Annotated in this window: 19 protein-coding genes; 6 read left to right on the top strand and 13 right to left on the bottom strand. The window is 52.1% G+C overall.

Annotation, left to right across the window (positions count from 1 at the left end):
* The 8 genes from ACJMNB_RS00695 to ACJMNB_RS00660 all read right to left on the bottom strand — a co-directional run bounded on the left by ACJMNB_RS00695 (position 1) and on the right by ACJMNB_RS00660 (position 8,581).
* Positions 1-999 (bottom strand): ATPase, T2SS/T4P/T4SS family, encoded by a 999-nt coding sequence (locus tag ACJMNB_RS00695; RefSeq protein WP_405337856.1) that lies wholly within the window; start codon positions 997-999, stop codon positions 1-3.
* A gap of 9 nt (positions 1,000-1,008) precedes the next feature.
* Positions 1,009-2,619 carry a type IV pilus twitching motility protein PilT gene (locus ACJMNB_RS00690; protein ID WP_405337853.1) on the bottom strand — a complete coding sequence of 537 codons (1,611 nt, stop codon included), beginning with the start codon at positions 2,617-2,619 and terminating at the stop codon, positions 1,009-1,011.
* Positions 2,616-3,419 (bottom strand): ABC transporter permease, encoded by an 804-nt coding sequence (locus ACJMNB_RS00685; RefSeq protein WP_405337850.1) that lies wholly within the window; start codon positions 3,417-3,419, stop codon positions 2,616-2,618. The genes ACJMNB_RS00690 and ACJMNB_RS00685 overlap by 4 nt, the downstream gene beginning before the upstream one ends.
* Positions 3,406-4,317, bottom strand: coding sequence for an ATP-binding cassette domain-containing protein (locus ACJMNB_RS00680; RefSeq protein WP_405337847.1), 912 nt, complete (start codon positions 4,315-4,317; stop codon positions 3,406-3,408). The genes ACJMNB_RS00685 and ACJMNB_RS00680 overlap by 14 nt, the downstream gene beginning before the upstream one ends.
* Positions 4,318-4,328: 11 nt before the next feature.
* Positions 4,329-4,607, bottom strand: a complete 279-nt coding sequence (locus ACJMNB_RS00675) for a hypothetical protein (RefSeq protein WP_405337844.1) — start codon at positions 4,605-4,607, stop codon at positions 4,329-4,331.
* Positions 4,608-4,938: 331 nt separating this feature from the next.
* Positions 4,939-5,694, bottom strand: a complete 756-nt coding sequence (locus ACJMNB_RS00670) for a geranylgeranylglyceryl/heptaprenylglyceryl phosphate synthase (protein ID WP_405337841.1) — start codon at positions 5,692-5,694, stop codon at positions 4,939-4,941.
* A gap of 178 nt (positions 5,695-5,872) precedes the next feature.
* Positions 5,873-7,738, bottom strand: coding sequence for an FISUMP domain-containing protein (locus ACJMNB_RS00665; RefSeq protein ID WP_405337838.1), 1,866 nt, complete (start codon positions 7,736-7,738; stop codon positions 5,873-5,875).
* Between the two features lie 9 nt (positions 7,739-7,747).
* On the bottom strand, positions 7,748-8,581 hold the full coding sequence (locus tag ACJMNB_RS00660; protein WP_405337835.1) for a TIGR02147 family protein: 834 nt from the start codon (positions 8,579-8,581) through the stop codon (positions 7,748-7,750).
* A gap of 239 nt (positions 8,582-8,820) precedes the next feature.
* On the opposite strand from ACJMNB_RS00660, the gene ACJMNB_RS00655 reads away from it, so the two are divergent.
* The 3 genes from ACJMNB_RS00655 (at position 8,821) to ACJMNB_RS00645 (ending at position 12,733) form a co-directional block, all read left to right on the top strand.
* The gene (locus tag ACJMNB_RS00655) at positions 8,821-9,795 is read left to right on the top strand and encodes a GSCFA domain-containing protein (protein WP_405337832.1); all 975 of its coding nucleotides are present in this window, start codon (positions 8,821-8,823) and stop codon (positions 9,793-9,795) included.
* Positions 9,796-9,899: 104 nt separating this feature from the next.
* Complete coding sequence (locus tag ACJMNB_RS00650) at positions 9,900-11,279, top strand: endo-1,4-beta-xylanase (RefSeq protein ID WP_405337829.1); 1,380 nt, start codon at positions 9,900-9,902, stop codon at positions 11,277-11,279.
* 95 nt (positions 11,280-11,374) lie between these two features.
* Positions 11,375-12,733: an endo-1,4-beta-xylanase gene (locus ACJMNB_RS00645; RefSeq protein WP_405337826.1), complete on the top strand. Its 1,359-nt coding sequence runs from the start codon at positions 11,375-11,377 to the stop codon at positions 12,731-12,733.
* A gap of 50 nt (positions 12,734-12,783) precedes the next feature.
* On the opposite strand, the gene ACJMNB_RS00640 is transcribed toward ACJMNB_RS00645, so the two are convergent.
* From ACJMNB_RS00640 to alaS, 3 genes are all read right to left on the bottom strand, one after another.
* Positions 12,784-13,872: a GGDEF domain-containing protein gene (locus ACJMNB_RS00640; RefSeq protein WP_405337823.1), complete on the bottom strand. Its 1,089-nt coding sequence runs from the start codon at positions 13,870-13,872 to the stop codon at positions 12,784-12,786.
* A 229-nt stretch (positions 13,873-14,101) separates the two neighbouring features.
* Complete coding sequence (locus tag ACJMNB_RS00635; RefSeq protein WP_405337820.1) at positions 14,102-15,535, bottom strand: alanine/glycine:cation symporter family protein; 1,434 nt, start codon at positions 15,533-15,535, stop codon at positions 14,102-14,104.
* 135 nt (positions 15,536-15,670) lie between these two features.
* A complete protein-coding gene (alaS, locus tag ACJMNB_RS00630; protein WP_405337817.1) occupies positions 15,671-18,316 on the bottom strand; it encodes an alanine--tRNA ligase in 2,646 nt (881 codons plus the stop codon).
* A gap of 247 nt (positions 18,317-18,563) precedes the next feature.
* Here alaS and ACJMNB_RS00625 point away from each other — a divergent pair, with 247 nt between their 5' ends.
* The 3 genes from ACJMNB_RS00625 (at position 18,564) to ACJMNB_RS00615 (ending at position 21,318) form a co-directional block, all read left to right on the top strand.
* A complete protein-coding gene (locus ACJMNB_RS00625) occupies positions 18,564-19,895 on the top strand; it encodes an MATE family efflux transporter (RefSeq protein ID WP_405337814.1) in 1,332 nt (443 codons plus the stop codon).
* 95 nt (positions 19,896-19,990) lie between these two features.
* Positions 19,991-20,458 carry a hypothetical protein gene (locus tag ACJMNB_RS00620; protein WP_405337811.1) on the top strand — a complete coding sequence of 156 codons (468 nt, stop codon included), beginning with the start codon at positions 19,991-19,993 and terminating at the stop codon, positions 20,456-20,458.
* A gap of 101 nt (positions 20,459-20,559) precedes the next feature.
* Positions 20,560-21,318, top strand: coding sequence for a biotin--[acetyl-CoA-carboxylase] ligase (locus tag ACJMNB_RS00615; protein ID WP_405337808.1), 759 nt, complete (start codon positions 20,560-20,562; stop codon positions 21,316-21,318).
* Positions 21,319-21,328: 10 nt separating this feature from the next.
* On the opposite strand, the gene ACJMNB_RS00610 is transcribed toward ACJMNB_RS00615, so the two are convergent.
* Positions 21,329-21,550: a hypothetical protein gene (locus tag ACJMNB_RS00610; protein WP_405337805.1), complete on the bottom strand. Its 222-nt coding sequence runs from the start codon at positions 21,548-21,550 to the stop codon at positions 21,329-21,331.
* Positions 21,537-22,463: a 4-hydroxybenzoate octaprenyltransferase gene (locus tag ACJMNB_RS00605; RefSeq protein ID WP_405337802.1), complete on the bottom strand. Its 927-nt coding sequence runs from the start codon at positions 22,461-22,463 to the stop codon at positions 21,537-21,539. The genes ACJMNB_RS00610 and ACJMNB_RS00605 overlap by 14 nt, the downstream gene beginning before the upstream one ends.
* Positions 22,464-22,470 lie beyond the last annotated feature (7 nt).

The raw sequence follows: 22,470 nt of genomic DNA, 5'->3' as shown, positions 1-22,470 counted from the left end.
TTATCCTAAACGAGCGGGGTTAGAAACAACACGGACAGCATCTTCAGAAGACACGTAGCCCGCCTTCACGAGTTCTGCAAGGCAGTCATCCATAAGCATCATGCCTTCGGAAGCAGAGGCCGCAATAATCGAAGGCAAGGTGTAATGTTCACCGCCGCGGATTTTGGAGGCCACGTTCTGGGTACCGTAAAGGATTTCCCAAGCGGGCACAACACCCTGGGCACCCGGCAGCAAGCGCTGCACCACCACAGCCTTCAGTACAGAAGCCAGCATGTTGCATGCCATGTCACGGTTTTCAAGGGATTCCGACGAAAGCAAGGCATCAAGAGCGCCCACCGCGTTACCGGCCGTTACCGTCAGCACCACAAGGGCACCCGCCTCGGCGGCACGAAGTACGGGAATCAAGGACTGGCCCTCGAAATTGCCCAACCAAATCAGGTCAATTCCACTGCGAAGCGCCTGCTCCATCTTTTCGGGAATGGTTCCCGTAGAATTTTCAAGCACCAAGCTGTCGCCATGCTTTACAGGCATTTCAGCGTCAGGGTCCAACAGGCTCACTCGCATAATGCCCGACTGGCAAAGGGCCGACACGTAGGCCGTCGCAGTGGTAGTCTTTCCGCTACAGGCAGGGCCACTAAAGACCACCAGGCCCGAACGGATTCCAAGCAAGTTCATCAAGGATTCGGGAACGCCCAGTGCCGTAAAATCCGGGCACTCGTCAAGTACCGGGCGGAAAATGGCAGAGCTACCCAAAGCAGTACGGCTGTAATGCACTCGCCACTTGGAGCCACACCAGGGGCCACCCATAATCGTTCCCGATTCGCCCTCCATGGAATTCAAGAAGTTGCGGAGGGATCCCGTTTCTACAGCAGGGGCATCAGGAATGGCACAAACCTTACCCGCCAAGCGTACCGCAGAGGCAGCCCCTTCGGTAATCACCAGTTCTGAGGCGCCAACGTTAAGCGTATATTCCAGCAAAGATTCAATTTCTGTAGCCATAATATCCCCTTAGTTCTGAGAGCGGTATGCCGCAAAGCGGCGGCTATCGCAAGCGCGTTTCCACGCTTCCACGCCCTCGATATAGCCCGATTCCACACACTTCTGCAAGGAATCGTCCAGAGAAATGCCCTGATCCTTTTGACTGCTGATCGATGCAGAAAGCTGAGAGATTTCACCGCGGCGGAGCATGTTGGCCATGGTAGAATTCATCTTTGCCGCTTCTACTGCCAGCACCTGACCCTGATTCTGAACAATGGGAATCAAGTGCTGCACGATAATACCCTTGAGCTGTTCAGCCAAGGAATTTGCAAAAGCCGTGCGCTTTTCGGCAGACACCGACGAAAGCAAACGTGAAAGCAAAGCGTGAATGTTGTTGCCCGCCGTCACCGCAAACACCAAGGCACCCGCATTGGAGGCTCGCAGTAACATCGAAAGTTCATCCATGTTTTCAAGGTAGTCGAACAGAATCACGTCTGCGCCACTCTGCATGGCAAGTTCAATGCCTTCGACTCCCGAGCGCACATGCAAGCCTACTTCACGCTGGGCAATGGCCCCGCGCGGATTCTGGAGCACACGTTCAATGGGCTTTTCGACCGTCTGGATATAGACATCGCGATTGGCCGCAATGGTTTCGGCAAAAGTCGAAATCGTCGTGGAGCGACCGCTAGCCGCAGGGCCCGCTACAAGTACCAGGCCGCTATTGAGTTCCGTAAACTGGTTGCAGAACGTAGGCAAGTATAGGTTTTCAAGAGTGGTGGATTCCTGGGGAATCACGCGAATGGAAACGCTGGGATTCGTACCGTTCCACGTCACCGTTATACGGGCGCGGCCCACACCGGCAAGGCCAATGGTCTTGCTAAAGTTCTTGCCAACAACAATCTTGTAGCCGTCCGAGAATCCCTTGGAAGCTTCATCCAGGCGTTCATTAATACGCGACAGGTCCAACACGTCGTCAGAGGCCACAAAGAGCGCTCCCGACTGGCGCATGACCACCGGACGGTCCGCATACAAATAGATATCCGTCGCACCGAACTTGCGGGCGAACGCGATAATCTGCGACAAGTTCGTCATGGGGCGAATCTTTTCGGGGGCTTCCACCGGAGTGCCTTCGCCAGTGAGAATGGCAAAACGGCTAGGCAGCTTTTCAGCTTCTTCGCTGGAGGATTCCTCTTCGGCTTCGGCCTGCACCTGTACGGTGCTGATGCTCGTCGATTCTAGGCCAGCCACCGCTTCGACTTCCACATTGGAGGTCGAAACTTCGCCATAGAGACTGCTGTTGCCTTCGATTTGCAAACCTTCGGACTGCGGGGCAGGCGCCACGGGCGTAGACGATGCCGGCGGAGCTTCAAAACGGGCAGCAGAGGGCTTCGGCGTAGCTGCGGCAGCACCAGCGGCAGGCTGGGCAGCCGGAGCGGAGCCGCCTTCGGCAGCGCTCTTCGCTTCCAGATTCTTCACAAAGGCAAGCACCTTGATGTACATAGGGGGCGGCAAAATTCCTGCATCCACCAGTACCTGGCCAATATCCTTCTTGTCTGTAATTTCGCCCCAGTGGGCTTTAACCTGAGCTTCAGTAACAACCTTGTTATGCACAAGGACTTTCGCCATGTATTGGTTTCTCATAAGAAGTCCCTCCGGCTAAACCACCAGCTTGCAACCGCCAGGAACAAGCCGATGTAGCCCAGTGCGTAAACGCTATTCCAGAACAAGTACATGTCGGGGAGCGCCACGCCATGTACCACATAGCCCGTCACATTGTAACGGTACAACCCCGGGAAAACGGCATGAATCACTTCAGCAGCCTTCTGGAATACCAAACTGGAAGAGCCGTTGAGTTCGCCCATGCGGGTGGCAAAGCGAACCTGTTCCAAAAGCTGGTCGCTCAAGTGACCTGCAAAGTAAACGCCCAAAGTAAACAGTGCCGAAAGTACCGTGCTGCTGAAGCTGCTGAACAAGAGCGCAACCGCAATCACCACCGCCATCTCGCAGAAAATCAGATAGATGGCCGTGAGCAGGCTTACCGTCGGATCGGAACCCGTCAGGAACAGCATCACGTAGTAAATGGCTGTCAACAGCGTAAGGTGCACCGCCACCACCGCCAACAGACCAAAATACTTGCCCACGATAAACGCGGCACGACTAATGGGTTTCGAAAGCAGCGTGAGTACAGTACGGCGCTGGATTTCCTTTTGCACCAGGCTAATACCCACGAAAATCGAAATCAACAGGCCCGAAAGGCTCATCACCGAAAGGGTGGTAGACTTGATTACGTAGGCACGGTCAAACACCGACCATTCACCAAGCACAATGCTGAACAAAGTCATGGCGATGGCCAAAAAACCGATATTATAAAGAATCTTGTCGCGAATGGATTCGCGGAACGTATTGAGGGCAATAATGCCGATATGCTTAAGCGTCTGCACGGGCAATTTCCTCCGTCAAAATGTCTTCGAGGCTGGGGCGCTTGTGGTCCATGCGCTCCACCGCAATCCCTTTTTCCAGGCAGAAGCGCAACAGGCGGTCGCGGGCAGCATCGTCGGCGCATACACATTCCTGGGGGTGACCGGCAGGAGAAACACCTTCGGGCAATTCCACCTGGGGAATTGCTTCGCGGGTACGCACATGGTATTCCACGCCGCAAGATTCCGTAATCTCGTCTACGGTTCCTTCGCGCACAATCTTGCCATCCACAATCATCGCCACCTTGTGGCTAATGCTTTCCACATCGCTAAGCAAGTGGCTGGAATAGAAAATCGTGACACCGTTACGGTTCAGTTCCATAATGGCTTCGCGCACGTCGCGGCGGCCCATGGGGTCAAGACCGCTCATGGGTTCATCGAGAATCAAAAGCTTTGGCTTGCCAAGAATCGCCTGGGCAATGCCCACGCGCTGCATCATGCCCTTGGAGTAAGAACGCAGGCGGCGGTCAATCCAGTCCTTGTCTGCATGCAAGAGTTCCAAAGACCACTGAATGCGGTTATCGAGTTCCTTGCCGGAAAGTCCCACCAGCTTGCCGTAGAACTGCAGGAGTTCACGACCCGTCAGATAATCATAGAAGTACGGCTGTTCCGGAGAATAGCCGATAAACTGTCTGCTCTTTACATCTCGCGGCGAAATCCCGTTCACCAGGACCTTGCCCGAATCAAAATTCAAAAGACCCGTAAGCACCTTGATGGTCGTGGACTTGCCCGCGCCGTTCGGCCCGATAAATCCATAGACCTGCCCCGGTTCCACACTGAAGCTCACGTCCTTGAGCGCAAGCTTCGGTTTCATCAAGAAACCGCTGCGGTATGTCTTATGCAAATGTTCAATCTTAATCATAAACAACCCAATCAATTATCCGAATCATCGGACTTTTTACCAAAGGCCCGTTCCGAGGCTTCTTCGATTTCCCTCTTGCGGCGTTCCGCCATCTCTTGCTTCTTGATAAAGAAATGGATAATGGCGCCCACGGCATAGCATGCCACGCCCGTATAGAAAATCGGATTGATCGAATGGCCCTCGAGCCCGGGGAACAAATTCAGGACAACACTGTGTCCAAAAAGCATCAAAAGCACCAGCACAAAGCCAAGGGCGCGGAGCACATAAGTCACAATCACGAGTTTTTTCATAGATACCTCAAAACTGCACCTTTCGGTGCATCTGTTAACTGAAAAATACACAAATATTCGAGTAAAGGAAAACGCTTATACAGAAAAAGCGCTGAAAACAGCGCTACAATCTGCAAAAGAATTATTTATTACCGCCCATCGTGCAGCAAAGGCTTACAAAGCGAGCAGAAGCAGGCGTAAAGCGACGTGGCGTATTAAACAATACGCGAGGAGCTTTACAACGAACTTACAGACCGTTCGGCACTATTGCAAATAAAAAAGATAACTTAGCCTCACTCTCGCAACCACGCCTCGTTTATACGAGGCGTTTGTTGCTCACAGACGAAGCTTTTTAGCCTTTGATATGGATAGCAGCGGCGAATTCGCGCAACAACGCCGGATCCTCCACCTTTTCCCAGAGAGTACCGGTCACGATGATGTTCGCGCCAGCAGCCACGCGGATTGCTGCAGTCTGCGGATCCTTGATTCCACCGCCAGTCATAATGGTCATTTCGGTAGCCTTGCGGGTGTAGGCGATGTGTTCTACCGGCACGGGTTCTTCGGCACCGCTTCCGGCTTCCAGGTACACATAACGCATACCCATGAGTTCGGCGGCAATGGAGTTCACCATGCTGAGCTTGGGCTTGTTGGCAGGCACCGGCATGGTTCCGCTAATATATTCCACCGTGGTACGCTTGCCGCTGTTAATCAGCTGGTAAGCCGTCGGGATTGCTTCCATGTTCAAGGCGCGTACCAGGGCGCCACCGCGAACCTGTTCATCAATCAGGTAATTCGGATTGCGGCCGCTCACCAAAGTCATAAAGAGCATGGCATCGAAACCAGGCACCACCTGGGAGGCGCCACCCGGGAATAGCACCACCGGCAAATCCACGTTGGCCTTGAGGGCAGCCACCTGCTTAGGGAGCGTAAAGTTACCCAGGTAAGAACCGCCCACCAACAAGAGGTCAGCACCGTTTTCGGCAGCCATGGCGCCAGCCTTCACAAAGGCGGCTTCGTCCGAGGTATCCGGATCCAGCAGCACCGCAAAAAGTGCACCGCGTTTCTCGATTTCTGCATTCAGACGAAGTTCGGTCTTACCAGGTTTCATACAATTCCTTTTCTTGCGTCTATTCCGCAAGACACCATAAAGATACAATATTTTTCCTTCCATGCCATAAAAAAAATGAAGAAGGAGGGCTGAAGGCCCTCCTTCTCGTTCTCGGCCTGTTCTCCCCCAACCGAATCCTCCTAACCGGTCCTTCGAACAGGCCTAACCCCCAAATTCGCTATTCGTCTTTGATGCAGCGGACAAAGCCAGAGCCAGGCAAGTCGTAACCGAGCACTAGCGCTTCAAAATACATATTGGCCCCATTCCTACGGCTAGAAGTTTGAGTTGCAAGAGCTCCCACGATATCACCCGCTGCATTTTCACGGATTTCCTCAGGCGTCACCACAGGCTCAAACTGATACATTCCCACTCCTCTAACTATAGCCCTATAGTTGCCTTTTTCACCACGAATGTCAGCCAGAAGATCCAAGCCAAATCCCGTAGGATCTCCATAATTCGCCAACAGCAAGGTCAATGCAGGACCCTGTCCAAGGCCATCGAGATAACTGAGCAAAGCATTCCAGTCTTCATACTTCGGCATGCGCCAACCTTCTGGACACACTTCAAAATTTATCGTCTCGAGCGAATCGATCACCTTGTCCCAAAGCATATTATCACCATCGTCACGATAATCGCCATATTCATATAGTTCATCACAATCTTCTTCGGCCCTACCCCGCCAATACAGCGTATCATCTGACATAATCTCGTTCAAGTATTCAAGAGTTTTAACATCAACACACCCTTCTTTAGTCGTGTACTTTCGGTAAGACGAATCCAAGCCATACAACGGAGAATACAACCGACCGTATACAGAGCAGTACGACGAATTGTCCATAAAGCAGTTGGAATATTCCGCCGCATACCTTAAGTTTTCCGCCATCCAGGTCTGCGAGGCCCCACCCAAATCAATAGTCACCGTTTTATATTCCTCGCCATCACGAGAATCAACCATCGCCCCAAACGTATGTGCAATATTCAAACGGCTCGTTTTGCGATATGCAAATTCCCAAAAACCGGACACGCACTTCAGTTCAAAGAGATCTCCCTGAACATCGGCAAACGTCCCCTCGTTTTCAGAAGAGCATTGTCCCACACCGAAAACACTTGCCAACAGGTTCACATAATAAGCCTTAAATTGCATGCACTCCTGATAAAAATCCTCATCCCACATTTCAAAGGCCTTTCGCGAAGAGCTCAACAATCTCCAATAGTGCGACTTCTCAACAGCTTCCGTCAAAGATTTTTTTGTATCTTCCGACAAATCAGCCAACAATCCAGACTCGCCAAGTTTCTCTTTCAAATGCTGTAGCAAATTAAACGGGAGCAATTCATTAAACGCCTTGCGCCACACAGCTACATTCGAGGAATTCATCAAGCTTTCCTCCACGAACGGATTTTGCGAGCCAAAACCTAGCGCATTTGCAATTTCGGTTTCAGCCTGGGCCTTCGCCGTCACAAACGACATTCCAGATTCAGCCAGCTTCCGTATGCGATAGGTCGCCAAATGACTCAATCCATCAATCACAAAGGTATTTGCATCCCGGATATCCACAATCGCACTCAGCGATACTTCACCCGATACAGCTTCTAACAAGACAATCGGACTCCTCAGCGAAACACTATCAAAACTGGCCATTCCGTCGTCACCAGGAACCCTTTCTCCTGTGAGCGAATCTATGACGTCGCCCTTAAAGGACTCCGTAATCGTGGAATCATCCAATGGTTCAAGCGTCACCGTATCCAGTTCCGTCAGAATGATCTGCCCTCCATCGAAGAACACATTCGTCGGAACAGAAGCAGCAACATCTTCTGATGACGTTCTTTCAGCGCTTGCAGGCGCATAATAAGCCCTGGCACTCAAAGAGATTTTTTCGTACGCAACGATTCTCGGTTCATCAGAAGCGCCACCCATCTCCGTTCCCGGGGTACCATCTACCTTTGAAACGGAGTTCCCATCTTCAGTAGAGCAGGCCGCGAACATCAAGGCGAGCGGCATCGCCATTTTGCAGACAAACTGTCCAGCTATTTTTGTGTAATTCATGGTATCCTCCTAACCCTTTTTTGAACCATTTTTATTTGTCATGGGGAAGAACTGGATGTTCAGGCGGTACACCTCATCCGTTTCAGTTTCCCTAGTGGCAATTTCAATAATGCGCTTACGGAAAGCATCGATTTCTTCGACAATTTCATCGTAGGCTTTTTGCGTGACCCCCAAAGTCACACCCGAAAAAAGACGTTCGTTCTGCGGAACACCTTCAATCGTATCGAGAGCGAGCTCACCCATTTGGCGGTGCAGGCCGCGAATCACAGCAGGAGTCACCTCCATGGGCCCAGCCGTTATGGACCTATCGGTCTGCACGTAATTACCGTCCTCGTCTTTCTGCAGCATGTTCGCCTTGACAAGAAAGTTGAGAGACTCGGTTACCTCGGCAGCAGTAATTTTAGGGCGGCAAGCCTTCGCAAGCGCCAGCGGTTTTGCTCCCGGCATGGCAGGCGCCAGTTCACGGAGCACCGGATTTTTCCAGCTGTCAAAATAGCGATAGGCATCGGCCTCGATGACCTTCACCTTGCGGCTTTCCGCCATCGTCACCAACTTCTGGAAGGATTCCTTTTTCTTCTTGTCCGTCTTGGCGTGATCGAAGCGGACCATCTCGCGGAAAAACTCGAGATCGCCACCAGACAAGTGCATCGCCGCAGCAACGCGTTCGACAGCCGCTTCACTCAAGTTGAAGCGCCCCTCGCTCACATATTTAAGGTAGACCGGCGAAGAAAAACCCGCCGCAGACGCGAACTCCGGCCAAGTAAACGCAGATTTCGCCTTTTTGTCGGCGTAGTAATCCGCGATATACTGACGGTAGCTCGTATATTCAAGTATATCTTTCATTTGTCCTCCTCTTAACCCCCCGGTTAAGTATACCCTAAATATAAACAAAGAATTTTAAAAATCAATAGTTTTTACAATAAATTTTTTACTTATTTTGCAAAATTTAGCCATTTTGTCAAATTTTATATAAAAATTACATATTTTCTACAATAAATAGACAATAAATCGCATTTAGGAATCGCGCCAGAACGGCATTTCCTTTACCCACCAGGAATACCATTTCTAATTAAATTTGTCCTATGGAGCTTTCTACCAGAGTCAATATTCCAGAATCGGGCTTCCGGATCAATTACAAGAGCCGTTTGGCGTTTTTCGGATCCTGTTTTGCAGACAATATTTCGACGCAGTTTGCATCGCGGAAATTCAAGGTACTCACAAACCCCTTCGGCACCGTCTACAACCCGCTTTCCATAGAGCGTATGCTCCAGAATATCGCCGACGGAAAAGCCTTCGGCGAACAAGACGTCTTCAAGGACGAACGCAGCGACGGCCTTTGGCACTGCTGGGACGCCCACAGTTCGCTTTCGGCAAGCAACCGCGAAGAATGCATTGACAACCTGAACGCCGCCAGCGCCCAGGCTCGGGAATTCTTGCAGCACGCCGACATCGCGTTCATCACCATCGGCTCGGCATTCGTCTACTCGCTTAACGGTAACATCGTCGCCAACTGCCACAGACAAGACCCGCGAATCTTTGAGCGTAGGCTAATTTCCGTAGAAGAAGCATCGCAATCCATTCAGAGAGCCGCAGCTCTTCTCCGCAACATAAATCGCGACATCCACATCGTCTTTACAGTATCGCCCATCAGGCACCTCGGCGATGGCGCCCACGGGAACAACCTTTCCAAGGCAACGGTACTGCTGGCCGCAGAAAAAGCCATGCAAGAGATCGCTTCGCCTTTGGCTCGCAATGATGTTGTCGAATATTTCCCGAGCTACGAAATCATGATGGACGAGTTGCGGGATTACCGCTTTTACAGCGACGACATGATTCATTTGTCTAAAACGGCAGAAGAATACATCTTTGAACGGATGGTCGAAACTTACTGCGACAGCACCACCCGCGAGAACATGGCGAAAGTGGAAAAATTCCTGAAAATGGCAAATCACCGAATCCAAGACGAGAACTCCACCGCCACCCAGGAACTTAAACAGAAAATCAAGACGCAGGCCACGGAACTCGAAAAAATAATCCCAGGGCTTAATTTAAGCTAAAAAAAACGGAACTTTTGGTTTCACTTTGTTTACATCCTTTTGACTCCTTTTTGATTATTTTATATATGAGAGTGACTGTGGGAGGTTAAGAAAAAGGAGTAGCAATGATTAAAAATCATTCCATTGCGGGTCTCGCTTTGTGCGCGACCCTTCTCGGTGCAGGCGCAACAAGCGCTTTCGCCGCAGACGAAACCCTCAGATCCCTTGCAGAAAAAAACAACATCTACATCGGTGCCATTCTGAACTCACAATGGTTCAGCGGACAACTTCCCGGCAACTACGAACAAATTCACAAGACGCAGTTCAACATCGTCGTCGCCGAAAACGAGATGAAGTTCGACGCCACCGAACCCAGCGAAGGCCAGTTCAATTACAACAACGGCGACAAAATGGTCAAGTATGCCAAGGCTAACGGCATGCGCGTTCGCGGCCACGCCCTTGCTTGGCACAGCCAGGTTCCGGGCTGGGTGAGCCAGAAATACGGCAAAAACAAAAAAGAACTTCTCCGAGTTCTCAAGAACCATATTGAAAAAGTGGTCGGCCACTGGAAAGGCCAAATTGACGAATGGGACGTGGTGAACGAAGCCATCAGCAACAACGAACCCCAATGGCGAACCTATTCCGTGTGGTATGAGGGCATCGGTCCTGAATTTATCGACTCCGCCTTCGTATGGGCCCACGCTGTCGACCCGGATGCAGAACTCTGCTACAACGACTACAACCTAGAACAAGGCATTAACCCGAAGGCAAAGGCAGGCTTCTTGCTGGAACAGGTGAAACGTTGGGTCGCAAACGGCATTCCTATTCATTGCGTGGGCTCCCAGACCCACGTGGAAGACACCACCACCGACAAGCACTTTATCGGTTCACCGGACAGCCTCCGCTCCCTTGCCAAGGAACTCGCAAAGCTTAACATCAAACTGAAAATCACCGAACTTGATATCGGATTCAAGAGCGGAATCAATGTCAGCAAGAGTGACCTCGAACGTCAGGGAAAGACATTCCGCGAATACCTGGACATTGTGCTCGAAGAACCGAATGCAGACACTTACCTGATCTGGGGCGTGTCCGATAAATGGAGCTGGCTGAGCGGCCTGAACAGGCAAAAAGGCCTTATCTACGACGACAACCTGAATCCCAAGCCTGCATTTGACAGCATCATGGTGCGACTCCAGACGTATGAGCCGCCCAAAGACACAAGCTCTGCGGATTCCTGCGAGGCCGATTCCTGCGGCGACTCGACCAATGTCATCCGGACGTTCACGGTACGGGCAGGCATTTCGATGCACCTTGCCGGTCGCACGCTCTCTATCGCAGGCGTCACCGCCGCCAAGGTCGAAGTATTCGACATGCAAGGACGCCCGGTATTTAACGCCCGAAACGTGAAGGGATCCGTAGAACTCAAGAACGTTTCCGAAGGGCTTTATGTAATCCGCATCCAAGAAGGCACCAAGAGCCTGATGCAAAAAATCACCATCAAATAAGTCTGCCTCGTTCTCACGAACTACAGGGACTAGGATCAACGCCTAGTCCTTTTTATTATCTTTAGCAATGGTGTAATGGGATGATAGAGGCATATATGAAGCATACTCTGTCTTTTTCGCGCATTGTATTTAGCGCAGCAATTTTAGGCGTAGGAATTTCCAACGCCGTAGCCGACGATGAAACCATTAGAGAACTGGCCAAAGAACGGGGGCGCTTTATCGGCACCATCCTGAACAGCGAATGGTTCAACGATGCCATCGAACCGGAATTCGAAGAAATTCACAAGACCCAGTTCAATGTGGTGGTGGCCGAAAATGAAATGAAGTTCGACGCCACCGAGCCCAGCGAAAACGAATTCAACTACACCAAGGGCGACAAGATGGTCGAATACGCCCAGGCCAATGGCTTACGCATACGCGGTCACGCTCTTGCTTGGCACAGCCAGGTTGCCGGATGGGTAAGCCAGAAATACGGCGGCAACAAAACAGAACTTCTCAGGGTTCTCAAGAACCATATCGACAGCGTTGTCGGTCACTGGAAGGGAAAGGTCGCCGAATGGGACGTGGTGAACGAAGCCGTGAACGACGACTACAATGCAGACTGGCGTTCCACGAACTCCGTATGGTACGAAGGCATTGGTCCTGAATTTCTGGATTCCGCATTCGTCTGGGCACATGCCGCCGACCCCGATGCAGAACTCTGCTATAACGACTACTCCCTCGAATGGGGACTTCGCGAAGGTTCCAAGGCTAGCTTTGTCGTGGAACAGGTGAAGCGCTGGAAGGAAAACGGCATTCCTATCACCTGCGTAGGCACGCAGACGCATATCGAAATCGCACACGAGACCACCCCGCAGAATGTACGCGCCCTCGCGAAGGCACTCGCGGAACTGGATGTAACATTGAACATCACCGAGCTCGATATCGGTTTCCCGCAAGGAAATGCCGACAAGCTCACTGCCGCAGACTACGAGAAACAAGGCCATATTTACCGTCAATTTATGGACGTGTTCCTCGAAGAACCGAACATGGGCGAATTCGTGATTTGGGGATTGACCGATGCTCACAGCTGGCTTGACGGTCAGCAGGGCAAAACGCAAGGACTCCTCTACGACAAGCAATACAAGCCGAAGCCCGCCTACGATAGCATTATGGTTAGCCTCAAGGCTCACCCGGCTTCCGAAGTGAAATCCCCCTATCCGGCATCCCTGTTCAATACGGAGGCCATCAAACCCGTAGTCAAATCCAACGGAATTTCCATGCAACTCGCTGGCCGCACACTCTTTGTCGCAGCAGCAGCCAAGATTGACCTATTTGACATGCAAGGACGCCCGGTATTCACCGCCCATGACGTAAAAGGCTCCGTAGAACTGCAAGGCATTTCTAAAGGACTCTACGTGGTCCGCGTGCGCGAAGGTTCCAAGACCCTGACGCAGAGAATTACCATTAAGTAAAACAGTTGATTTAATAGAACGGGCTGCGATTTATTTCGCAGCCTTTTTTCTTATCGTTTGCGGCGATCCATTCCCGCGTGAGTGGCATAAAAAGCTTTCTTGTCTTCGTACATGCGGGAATCAACAACATTGATAAAGGCGTCTTCGCTTTCCGTTTTCACATTGAACTTGTGAGCCCCGATAGAAACCGACAGAACGTACGGTTCCTTCTTTTCAATATTGAACCTCTCGAAATGCCTTCTAATCTTGGCAATACACTTCTCCACAACTTCGTCATCTTGCGTATTCAGGAGAACAATAAATTCATCACCTGCATAGCGGATAACACAGCCTGCATCGCCTACGGCAGACTTGAGTATGCGTCCCGAAATCACCAAGGCGTCGTCACCCACGGAATGTCCAAACTCATCGTTGATATGCTTAAAGCCGTTCAGGTCAATCATGATACCCGTGATATTGAACTTGGGACGCTTGGTATACTTTTTCAGCAAGTAATGCATGTAGGAACGGTTGAACAATCCCGTCAGCTGGTCATGATAAATCATCTCGTTCTGGAGACTGGCCAGCACGCCCGCAATGGAAACCGCGATACTCGTGGGAATCACCGAAATGCCATAGAACAAGGATTGGACGATGCCCCCGATAAAAATCGGCACGATATAGACCCAAATAGGGAAGAACTTAAGGACTCCGCCTTTAGCCTTGGCCTTAAAATAAATCACCAAGCTATTAATAACCAGCATGTAATCTACCGCTAGGTAAAAAGCATACAGGTAGGATCGGGTATAAAGATTATTGTCATCGATATAGAATACGATAGGCACAAACAAATTAATCACAAGCAGGACGAGACCTACCAGCACTACCACATTCAACGCTATTCTGGAACTCCGACGCATTCCCCCATTCAAGTAAAGCGACAAAAAGCGAACCCAGAAATAGACCGCAAGCATATTTGCCGCAAACAACCATGTACTGGTAGCATAGACCGCAACCTTGGGGAGCATTCCGGGCAGGCCCTTCATGGTATAAGAAAACGGATCCGCAATACAACTCGTCAAGGCGAGGAACATCATCGCCATCAAGTTCTTGTCGGCCCGACTACGGGTCTGAAAGCGCCACAAGTTACAAACAATCATAACCGCAATTAGAACAATTCCGATTGCGTTTGTAACACAAATGCTTTGTAGATTAAAAAGCGGTTCCATCGTACGCCTTCGCATCTAATAATACATTTTATTTAAAGCCATGGGCCCAAAGGACACAAAAAAGGCCGCGATTTGATGTGAACCCCGAAAATTGGACACAACTTTCGGGGTTCACATCAGATTTTTGTCGAGGCTTTCTTTTTTGAAGCTATGAAACGGGCTATTCCCTTTCGTCGCGTTCTTTATGCTTCCAGTAGTCAAGTTTATCGGGATCCATGCCGATACGCCTTGCAATAAAGGCCGGATTGCGGCCCTGCTTGCGCTGGAATTCGTAATCGCGGAGAGCCTTGAATGCGACATTGCCTAGAATAACGCATGCGGGCAGGTTGATAAGCGCCATGCCGCCCATGGTGATATCGGCGAGTGCCCAGCAGGCATCCATCGGAGTCACCGCACCAAAAAGCACCACCAGGCAGCACAAAATGTGAATGACCACCATCGGCTTCTTGCCAGGCATCTTTTTCTTGTTAATGTACGCAATTGCGTTGTGTACGTAGTAGAGGTTGCCAAGTAGCGTTGTAAACGCAAACAACGTCATCGCGACTGTGATGAACACGGGACCCGTCACGCCAAACGTCGTAGAAACCGCCTGTTGCACGTACATAGCGCCCGCATTTTCGGCAGTCCCCGGCACGCCAGAAACAAGGCAAATCAAGGCCGTGGCCGTGCAAAGGAAAAGCGTATCGATATACACCGAAAGCATCTGCGCAAGGCCCTGCTTTACCGGGTGCGAAACATGTGCCGCCGCAGCCGCATTCGGAGCAGAACCCACGCCCGCCTCGTTGGAATAAAGTCCGCGCTTGATACCATACATCAGGCAAGACCCCGCAATGCCGCCACCAATCGCCTGAAAATCAAACGCATCTTGCATAATGGCAACAATCACCGAAGGAATCAAATTGATGTGTGCCACCAACATGACAATCGCGAGAATCACATAGAAAAGGCCCATGACAGGCACCAGAATGCCCGTCGTCTTGACAATGCGCTTGCCGCCACCGAACAGGCAAACGCCCACGAGCACAGCCAAGATAATGCCAATAATCCACGGCGTCACCGACGGATTATAGAAACTGTACGTTTCGAAAGTCGACTGCAAGTTGAAAGAACAAAGCAGGTTAAAGCCAAACGCATATGTAGAAATTAGGAACACCGCAAAGACGATACCTAAACCGCGGCTGTGCAACGCGCTTTCGATGTAATAAGCCGGGCCACCGTAACAGGCGTTCGTACGATGATCGCGACGCTTGTACACCTGCGCCAGCGTACTTTCAACAAATGCCGACGACGCACCGATAATTGCAAGCACCCACATCCAGAATGCGGCCCCAGCGCCGCCTAGGCAAATCGCCGTCGAGACACCGATGATGTTTCCTGTACCCACGCGCGACGCCGTAGACACAAGCAGCGCCTGCAACGAAGAAACCCCGCCAGCCTCGTGCGGCTTTTCGATGAGCGAACGAATCGCCTCCACGAAAAGTCGAATCTGCACGAACCGAGTTCGAATGCTGAAATAGACTCCCGCCGCAGCAAGAACAATAATCAGAATAGGGTAATAAAGGACGCTGTCAACAGCGTTTAAGAAATCGACCATGAGGACTCCTAACAAAATACGCTCACAAAATTCAATTTAGAAAGATTTTTTGGGACATTAACAACACACAGAAAAGGCTGCGTTTTACCGCAGCCTTTTTCAGATTCTCGATCAAGTCGAGAGTGACGAATGGCATTAAGCACCCAACTTAGCACGGATCCAGTTGTTGGCGTTAGCGATAGCACCGGCAATCTTGTCGACTTCCTTGGTGCCGGCCTGAGCGCGGTCCGGACGTCCACCGCCGCGGCCACCGCAAGCAGCAGCGAGGTCCTTGACAATGTCACCGGCCTTGATGCCCTTGGCCTGAACGTTCTTGCCAACCAACACGGCGATGCTTCCGTTGCCTTCGCCCTTGTTGGCAATCACGGCAACGCTATCCACGTCGAGTTTGTTCTGAACGCCGTCGAGCAAGTTCTTGTACTTTTCATCCGGCAAAGCGAGTTCGCGAACATAGAGGTTCACGCCAGCCACGTTAATGCCGCCGTTCAAGAGTTCGGCAGCGGCAAGCGTTGCGAGTTCCAGCTTCACGGACTGCAGGCTCTTTTCGAGGTTCTGAGTCTTGGCGAAGGACTGCTGAATACGATCGAGAACTTCGGCATCCTTGCAGCGGAGCTGTTCGCGGAGAGCAGTGAGAATCTGAGTGCCAGCGCGGAGCAGCATCAATGCGCCACGGCCAGAGACCGCTTCGATACGACGCACACCAGCGCTCACGCTAGATTCAGAAACAATCTTCACGAGGCCGATATTACCGGTGTTCTGCACATGCAAGCCACCGCAGAGTTCCTTGGAGAATTCTTCGTTTGCGCAGCCCATCTTGACCACGCGGACTTCGTCGCCATACTTTTCGCCGAACAGAGCCATAGCACCGCTTGCCTTAGCTTCGTCCACGCCCATCACCTGGGTGTTGACCGGCAAGCATTCCATGACCTTGGCGTTCACGATGTCTTCAACCTTCTGGATTTCTTCAGCGGTCATGGCGTTGAAGTGGCTAAAGTCGAAGCGGAGGAGTTCGTTAGAAACGAAGCTACCCTGCTGCTGCACGTGAGTGCCCAGCACCTGACGGAGAGCGGCCTGCAGCAAGTGAGTGGCGGAGTGGTTCTTGCGAATGTCGTTACGACGATCGTTATCGACGGTGGCCATGAACACGGCTTCCATCGTCTTTTCGTCGGCTGTACCCTTCTTCACCTTACCGCGGCAAAGAGCGGTATCGTTCACCTTCACGGTGTCAAACACGTCAATTTCGAGGTCGCCAGAAACCAGCGTACCCTTATCGCCGACCTGGCCACCCATTTCAGCGTAGAACGGAGAGGTTTCAAGCACGATGCTGAGCACGCCCTTGTCTTCACGCCAGCGGACAACCTTCGTTTCGCAAGCGGAGAGTTCATAACCCACGAACTTGGTGCTAGCTTCGCTGTACTGCGTCCAGCCTTCGGTACCCATGGTGTTAATGCCCTGCTTCATGTTGGCGCGGGCGCGGGCCTTCTGTTCTTCCATGCACTTCTCGTAGCCTTCTTCATCAATGAGGAGGCCCTTTTCTTCGGCGAGAATGCCAGTGAGGTCCGGCGGGAATCCATAAGTATCATAGAGGAGGAACACCTTGTCGCCCGGGATCTTGTCGCCCTTCTTGAGTTCAGCAGAGATAGCGGCAAAGCGTTCGAGGCCGGCGTCCAGCGTGCGGATAAAGCTTTCTTCTTCGCTCTTGATGACGGAGGCAACGAATTCCTTGCGTTCGCGAATTTCCGGGAAGGCATCGCCCATCGTATCGGCAAGCACCTGCACGAGCTGGCAAATGAACGGCTTCTTCTGGCCGAGGAGGCGGGCAAAGCGGCTAGCGCGGCGCAAAATGCGGCGGAGCACGTAGCCACGGCCTTCGTTGCTCGGGAGAGCGCCGTCGGCAATAGCGAAAGAAATAGCGCGGATGTGGTCGGCAATCACGCGGTGCGGGGTGCCGGCTTCGCCATCGTTGTACGGAACGCCGGAGAGTTCAGCAATCTTTGCGATAATCGGGGTGAACACGTCGGTGTCGTAGTTGCTGGTCTTGCCCTGAAGAATAGCGCAGATACGTTCGAAGCCCATACCGGTATCGACGTTCTTGGCCTTCAGCGGAATCAGGGAGCCGTCGCTCACGCGTTCGTACTGCATGAACACGTTATTCCAAATTTCAATGTAGCGGTCGTTTTCGCCGTTCACGCCCTTGATCGGGTCCTTGAAGGTTTCGGCCTGGGTAGCCAGGTCGCCGCGGTCGTAATGGATTTCGGAGCAGGGGCCGCAAGGACCGGTGTCGCCCATTTCCCAGAAGTTGGAGTGAGCATCGAAGCGCATGATGCGGTCATCCGGAAGACCGGACACATCTTTCCAAATCTGCCAGGCTTCGTCGTCATCCTGATAGACGGTAGCGAACAGGCGTTCCTTCGGGAGCTTCCAAACTTCGGTCAGCAATTCCCATGCCCAGGAGATAGCTTCTTTCTTGTAGTAGTCGCCAAAGCTCCAGTTACCGAGCATTTCGAAGAAGGTGTGGTGGTAGTTGTCGCGGCCGACCACATCGAGGTCGTTGTGCTTACCGGACACGCGAAGGCACTTCTGGCTGTTGCATGCGCGCTTCCAACCCTTCGGATTGTCGCCCAGGAAGATAGCCTTGAACTGGTTCATGCCCGCGTTCGTGAACATGAGCGTCGGGTCGTCATGGGGAACCACCGGCGAAGAACGCACAAAGAGGTGGTCCTTGGATTCAAAGAACTTGATGAAAGATTCGCGCACCTGCGCAGAAGTCATAGTAGGCATAATGTGTCCTTTTAATTTTTACGGCACAAATTTAGAAAAAGGCGAGCGTCGCGGCAAAAGTGCGCAAGGCGAGAAAGCGCAAAAACTTGTTTTTGCATTTGCGAGCCGTAGCCACTGACGTCGTAGACGTCAAAACAATAAATTGTTTTGACATGACCGAGCCGAGCAAAATCCGCTCACGTCTGTATACAGAAAAATTTAGAGCACTCTAGCTTTTTAAACCTATCATTTCTAAAATTGGCGCTGTATGCAAGTGCAAGTCAAGGACCGCTCCTTATTAAGCCTTTCGTGGCCGCTGTTTATTACCTTCGGCATCGCCACCTGCCAGCCCATGATGGACAGCTGGTTTTTGTCGCGTACCTCCGAATCGGCGGCAGCGGGCGTGGGGGCATTAATGCCCGTCCTGGGCGCACTCTTTATGGCAATCAACGCCTTCGCCCAGGCAGGGGCGAGCATCGCCTCCCAATTCATTGGAGCAGAACGCCCCAGGCAAGCGAGCACCACCCAGACTATGGTGTTGTTGGGTAGCCTCTTGCTCGGTATCGCCATCACACTGGTCATGATCCCCCTGAACAACCAGATTGTGAGCTGGATGGGGCTTTCCGGCGAAGCCGCCCTCCACGCCCGGGACTTCTTGCATATCGTTTCCATAGGATTTGCATTCCGCGCCCTGCAATCTACCCTTACCTCGCTGATTGCCACCCACGGCCTTACGGTCTGGAACCTGCTCGGAAACATCATCACGATTATTTCCAACGCCATCATGAACGTCATCTTCCTGAACGGCTATCTCGGTTTTCCGCAGATGGGCGTGAAGGGCGTGGCGCTTGCCACCATGCTTTCTTGGCTCATTGCGGCAAGCATCCTGTTCGTCATCTTGCGCGTCAAGGTTCACCACAAGATTCGCCGTACGGACTTCAAGCGTTCCCGCGTGATTCTGCCGGACTGGATCCGCATCGGATTCCCCGCCGCCGTAGAGCCCGTCAGTTTCCAGATTTTCCAAGTAGTTCTGACCGCCATCGTGGTACACCTGGGCATTATCGCCATGACCGCCCGCATCTTCAGCGCGAACTTTGCCATGCTGGCCGTAATCTTGAGCGTGGGCCTAAGTAGCGGCAACCAGATTCTGGTGGCCCACCTGGTAGGCGCCCACGACTTCGACAAGGCCAACCGCAGACTTCACCAGAGCCTTATCGCCGGTAGCGCCAGCGGCCTTATCGTGGCCATTATAGTCGCCCTGTTTGGCACCGAATTACTCACCCTTTATACAAACGACCCCGAGGTTCTCCGTCTCGGCAGGCTCTGCCTTTGGTGCGACGTAATCCTGCAACCCTTCAAGGCTGCCAACATGGTCATTACATCGGCACTTCGCGCCTCCGGGGATTCCAAGTTCCCCGCCATCGTGGGTTCCGCCATGATGTGGACCTGCGGCCTGGGCACCGCCCTCTTGCTGGCTTTCGGCCTAGAACTCGGCCTAGTTGGCATCTGGCTGGGCATGGCAGCAGACGAATTCTACCGTTCCATCGTCAACTACATCCGTTGGCGCGGCGGCAAGTGGAAACGCTACGGCGTTGTTTAGGCAAAAATAGGGAAAATCCCCGTTTTAGGCCCATTTTTATCACGCTTTTTTGCACACACCTTCCTTTTTTTATTTTTACATTGTATATTATAGGTATGTTCAATAAAGTAGCGCGCCAGACTTTCCAAATCATGAACACGGCAACCCTTATAGCCGTGTGTTTGCTTTTTAGTCTTGCCTCTGGAGTCTGGGCTCAAGACGAGAACCTGGACAAGCCCGTAAGCGATGTCGAAGTGTTCCGCCCCGAAAAGCGCGACACCAAGGTACAGTTGGTAGATTCTACCAAGAATAACGCTGTCACCCTGAACGTGGACATTTTTGCCGACGGTATGGTAGGCTCTTACTACATCCTATGGGACGAGGTAGACCTTTCCGAAGACATCAAGAAGCAGATGACCACCCGCGACTTCGCCCGCGACGAATTCTTTATGCAGAATATCGACCGCGAACAGTTCGAACAGGAACGTCTGTTGCAGCTCTTCGAAGACAAGAAGAAGCAGTACTTCGCCATCTTCCCCGAAGAAGCCCTCAAGATGCTGGAAGACGAACAGAAAGACCAGTAGGCATGTTTTCTCCCGAACGAAATTTTGTCGACTGGCAACTTTGCGGATTCGGCAATTCGCCCGCGCAACTTCTCCTAGAAACTCAAAGCACTCATAGCTTAATGAAATCGCTTGCCGCAGCAGGCGAAATTACGCCCGGCACCCTTATTGTCGCCGACAGGCAAACTGCAGGCCGAGGCCGCCACGAACGCACCTGGGACTCCCCTGCCGGGCAAAACCTTTACTTCAACATTCTGATTCCCCTCAACGGAATCCCCCTTGCATCCGCCCCTCAAATTACACAAGTGGCTGCCCTTACCTTCGCCGAAATCTTCAAGAGCCTACAAGACGACGCCAACGCCAAAGGCCTAGGCAACAAGAGTCTCGGGAAGGTCTCCGTCAAGTGGCCCAACGATATCCTGTGCGGCAAGCACAAGTTCTGCGGCATCCTGGCCGAGATGACCTATGTCAAGGGAACTCCCGCTATCAGCATGGGGGTAGGAATCAACGTGAACAGTAGCCCGCTGGACTATGCCCACCTGGGCCGCGCCGTCACCACGCTCAAGGATATTTGCAGTCAAAATATCAATCGTGAAAAGCTGTTGCAAATGCTTATCGGCAACCTGGAACGGGCCCTAGGTCAATTCCGTGCCTTCGGCATTCGCCCGTGGGTCACCGCCTGGAAGCGTATGGACCAGTTCATTGGCGCCCGCGGCACCATCGTGGTAAACAACCACTGCACCGACCAGAACCGCGACAGCGGCGAAGGCGCCCTCAAAAAAGCAGGCGTAATCCTCGACATGCAAGACGACGGAAGCCTTCTCTTTAAATGCGACGACGGCACCGTAGAAACAGTCTACAGTGCCGACCTAGAAATTTAATCGCGCGAAACTACTTTCTTCTGGTTTTAAAATACAGGCTGCCCGTCAAGGCGACAGCAAGCACCACGATCATGGCCGTAAGACCCATATCGGCGAGATTCTTGTAATCGCCTGCATAGCCCGATTCAATAAGCATAATCAATACGAGCGCAATCACGGCGGCAGTAGCCCCCATACGTTCGAACATCTTGATTTTTTCTTCAGTGCCAAAAGGCTTGTTAGTAAAGGGCATCGACGTTACCTCCCAGGCAAATCCAAACGATGAGTCCCGCCATCACAAGCACGCTAATGGCGACGTTGGCCAAGAAAAAGTCGCGGTTCATGGCATCCAGGTCATCGGATTTTCTGAACAGATGAATGTAGAGCACTGCAGCAGCCATAAGCCCCGTCACAACCCACCAGGGCGCACCCATGCTCCAGAACACGCCGAACGCCACACAAAGTACGAGCATCGCAATATGGCTCCAGAAGGCGATTTGCAAGGCGCGCTTGCGGCCAAAGCGGGCCGGCACCGAATGGAGTCCCATGGCACGGTCAATTTCTTCATCCTGGGTCGCGTAAATAATATCAAAGCCACCCATCCAGAGCATCAGAATCACCAGCAAGAAAATCGGGAACACGGCGAACTCGCCGCGAATAGCAATCCAGGCGCCCAACGGGCTCATGCCAATGGCAAAGCCTAGGAACCAGTGGCAAAGCCAGCTAAAACGTTTCCAGTACGAGTAAGAAAGCAACAGGAGCCACACCGGCAAAGCCAGCAACCCGGCAAGGGGTTGCAACAGCGCCGCAAAGGCCACAAACAGGATTCCATTCACTACGAGAAATGCGACCACCGACGCCTTGCTCAGGCGGCCCGCCGGCAGGTGACGCTTCGCGGTACGGGGATTCTTGGCATCGATATCGGCGTCGGCAATGCGGTTAAAGCTCATGGCGCTGTTGCGGGCGGTGACCATACAGCCCACAATCAACGCAATCATCTTCACCGCCTCCGCGGCACCCATGCCGCGGAACCCGTTTGCCGCAACCCACATGGAACCGATCGCAAAAGGCATCGCAAAAAGCGAATGACTGAAGCGCACCATGTGTCCGAATTCCAGGATCTTTTTCAGCATAATCGAGCAACCGTGAACGTTAGAAGCAGACAAAAATCAA

The organism is Fibrobacter sp. (genome assembly GCF_045131395.1).
Taxonomy (GTDB): Bacteria; Fibrobacterota; Fibrobacteria; order Fibrobacterales; family Fibrobacteraceae; genus Fibrobacter.
Note: the sequence above shows the minus strand (reverse complement) of the source record. Positions and strands in the feature narration are given on the sequence as shown.

Excerpts from the sequence above, each read along its gene's own strand:
- ACJMNB_RS00695 (WP_405337856.1), bottom strand. The coding sequence starts at position 999 with ATGGCTACAGAAATTGAATCTTTGCTGGAATATACGCTTAACGTTGGC.
- ACJMNB_RS00690 (WP_405337853.1), bottom strand. The coding sequence starts at position 2,619 with ATGAGAAACCAATACATGGCGAAAGTCCTTGTGCATAACAAGGTTGTT.
- ACJMNB_RS00680 (WP_405337847.1), bottom strand. The coding sequence starts at position 4,317 with ATGATTAAGATTGAACATTTGCATAAGACATACCGCAGCGGTTTCTTG.
- ACJMNB_RS00675 (WP_405337844.1), bottom strand. The coding sequence starts at position 4,607 with ATGAAAAAACTCGTGATTGTGACTTATGTGCTCCGCGCCCTTGGCTTT.
- ACJMNB_RS00670 (WP_405337841.1), bottom strand. The coding sequence starts at position 5,694 with ATGAAACCTGGTAAGACCGAACTTCGTCTGAATGCAGAAATCGAGAAA.
- ACJMNB_RS00665 (WP_405337838.1), bottom strand. The coding sequence starts at position 7,738 with ATGAATTACACAAAAATAGCTGGACAGTTTGTCTGCAAAATGGCGATG.
- ACJMNB_RS00660 (WP_405337835.1), bottom strand. The coding sequence starts at position 8,581 with ATGAAAGATATACTTGAATATACGAGCTACCGTCAGTATATCGCGGAT.
- ACJMNB_RS00655 (WP_405337832.1), top strand. The coding sequence starts at position 8,821 with ATGGAGCTTTCTACCAGAGTCAATATTCCAGAATCGGGCTTCCGGATC.
- ACJMNB_RS00650 (WP_405337829.1), top strand. The coding sequence starts at position 9,900 with ATGATTAAAAATCATTCCATTGCGGGTCTCGCTTTGTGCGCGACCCTT.
- ACJMNB_RS00645 (WP_405337826.1), top strand. The coding sequence starts at position 11,375 with ATGAAGCATACTCTGTCTTTTTCGCGCATTGTATTTAGCGCAGCAATT.
- ACJMNB_RS00640 (WP_405337823.1), bottom strand. The coding sequence starts at position 13,872 with ATGATTGTTTGTAACTTGTGGCGCTTTCAGACCCGTAGTCGGGCCGAC.
- ACJMNB_RS00635 (WP_405337820.1), bottom strand. The coding sequence starts at position 15,535 with ATGGTCGATTTCTTAAACGCTGTTGACAGCGTCCTTTATTACCCTATT.
- alaS (WP_405337817.1), bottom strand. The coding sequence starts at position 18,316 with ATGCCTACTATGACTTCTGCGCAGGTGCGCGAATCTTTCATCAAGTTC.
- ACJMNB_RS00625 (WP_405337814.1), top strand. The coding sequence starts at position 18,564 with ATGCAAGTGCAAGTCAAGGACCGCTCCTTATTAAGCCTTTCGTGGCCG.
- ACJMNB_RS00620 (WP_405337811.1), top strand. The coding sequence starts at position 19,991 with ATGTTCAATAAAGTAGCGCGCCAGACTTTCCAAATCATGAACACGGCA.
- ACJMNB_RS00615 (WP_405337808.1), top strand. The coding sequence starts at position 20,560 with ATGAAATCGCTTGCCGCAGCAGGCGAAATTACGCCCGGCACCCTTATT.
- ACJMNB_RS00610 (WP_405337805.1), bottom strand. The coding sequence starts at position 21,550 with ATGCCCTTTACTAACAAGCCTTTTGGCACTGAAGAAAAAATCAAGATG.